Here is a 1876-nt window from a genome sequence, read left to right as displayed (position 1 = left end):
CGCGACCAGCCCCGGCACGCTGCCGCGCTTGAGTTCGAGCTCGAGTTCGCAGACCGGCGATTCGCGCTGTTCGGGCGTGCCGGCATGCGCGACCACCTTGCCGACATCGAGCGCCAGTTCGGCGACGACACCGCCGGGCCCGGTGCTGCGCACGTCGCGCGTGAGCCGCACGATGTCGGTGGACTGGCGCTCGACCAGCGCCGCGGGCTGCCCATCCTCGCCCGCGAGCGCCTTCGCCAGCCGTTCGCCGACCGGCGTGCCCTGGTGGCGCTGCGGATCGATGCCCGGCGAGGCGCCCGCGGTGCCGAGGTCGACGTTGTGCTCGAGCCGGTGCAGCGCGTTGTCGCCGGTGGCTTTCACCGTCTGCACCCAGCGCCGGCCCTCCTTGCGCAGCCGCAGCACGATGCCCTGCGCGGCCAGCCGTTCGTCGGCGGTGTCGAAATAGCGCGCCTGCAGCCGCGTGCGCACCACGGCACCGCGGCGCAGCGCGGCGTCGACGGCCTTCAGGCGGTCGGTGGGGATGTGGAACTTGAATTCGATTTCCATGAGCCGGCCATGATGCACCCTGCGCGCCGCGGCGCCACCCATCGGCGCACGGTGCGCGCGGGCATCGGGGCGGGCCGCCGGGGGCCGGAAGCGTCTTCTTGCAAATTGATGTGGACACCGTCCATTTTGTTTTGCATAATTTGTGGACGCTGTACACAACAACCCGTCCAGCGCCCCGAAGCCCCCTTTTTCTTTCTCTTCTTTCGACGCACAGGAAACACCATGGCCACCAAGCAGATCTTCGTGAACCTCCCCGTCAAGGACCTCGACAAGTCCAAGGCTTTCTTCAACGCGCTGGGCTACAACTTCAACCCGCAGTTCACCGACGCCAATGCCGCCTGCATGGTGGTGCAGGAAGGCAGCATCCACGCGATGCTGCTGGTCGAGTCCTTCTTCAAGACCTTCACCGACAAGGCGATCGCCGACACCCGCACCAGCACCGAAGTGCTGCTGTGCCTCTCGTGCGAGAGCCGCGCCGAGGTCGACGAGCTGGTGGCCAAGGCGGTCGCCGCCGGCGGCACCACGCCCCGCGCGCCGCAGGACCTCGGCTTCATGTACGGCCATGGCTTCCAGGACCTCGACGGCCACCTCTGGGAACTCGTGTTCATGGACCCGAACGCGCAGATGCCCCAGCAATAAGGACGGCAGGCGGTCCGGCGATGCCCATCGTTCCATCCGCGAGCCGCACTGTCGCGCGCACGCGCCCTTCCGATGGGCGCAAGCGCCCCGACATGGGGGCCAAGGACGCCGCGCCATCGACGGCGTCCGATCCCGAAAGGAAGGCCGACGTGCCCACCGCCACCGCCAGCTACAACCCCATCGTGGGGATCAAGCCCCTGGGCTTCCCGTGGGAGACGGTCGACCCGTTCCTGTTCTGCGTCTACCACGACGACGCCTATCCGCGCGCCAATGCGCAGATGGGCCCCGAGGCCTCGCTCGCGGGCCGCGACATCGGCCAGGACTTCAGCCGCAAGGACGGCTGGAGCATGTACCACGGCGAGACCGTGCCGGGCTTTCCCTCGCATCCGCACCGCGGCTTCGAGACCGTGACCATCGTGCGCAAGGGCCTGATCGACCATTCCGACTCGCTGGGCGCCACCGCGCGCTTCGGCGGCGGCGACGTGCAGTGGCTCACGGCCGGCAAGGGCATCGTGCATTCGGAGATGTTCCCGCTGCTCGACGCCAACGCGGCGAATCCGCTCGAGCTGTTCCAGATCTGGCTGAACCTGCCGGCCGCCAGCAAGATGGCCGAGCCGCATTTCACGATGTTCTGGTCGGAGGCGATCCCGCGCCTGGTGGTCGAGTCGCCGCGCGGCGGCCGCACCGAGAT

At 68.6% G+C, this 1876-nt stretch carries 3 protein-coding genes; 2 read left to right on the top strand and 1 reads right to left on the bottom strand.

Annotation, left to right across the window (positions count from 1 at the left end; translation table 11 throughout):
* On the bottom strand, positions 1–546 hold a 546-nt coding region (locus tag AC27VN_RS40300; RefSeq protein WP_490880335.1), incomplete at its 3' end, for a CYTH domain-containing protein.
* Positions 547–768: 222 nt separating this feature from the next.
* On the opposite strand from AC27VN_RS40300, the gene AC27VN_RS40295 reads away from it, so the two are divergent.
* Positions 769–1185 carry a VOC family protein gene (locus AC27VN_RS40295; RefSeq protein ID WP_093351622.1) on the top strand — a complete coding sequence of 139 codons (417 nt, stop codon included), beginning with the start codon at positions 769–771 and terminating at the stop codon, positions 1183–1185.
* Positions 1186–1205: 20 nt separating this feature from the next.
* Positions 1206–1876, top strand: a 671-nt coding sequence (locus AC27VN_RS40290; protein ID WP_490880334.1) for a pirin family protein, incomplete at its 3' end; no start/stop codon positions are given.

The organism is Variovorax sp. 20P10.2.4 (genome assembly GCF_058244205.1).
Note: the sequence above shows the minus strand (reverse complement) of the source record. Positions and strands in the feature narration are given on the sequence as shown.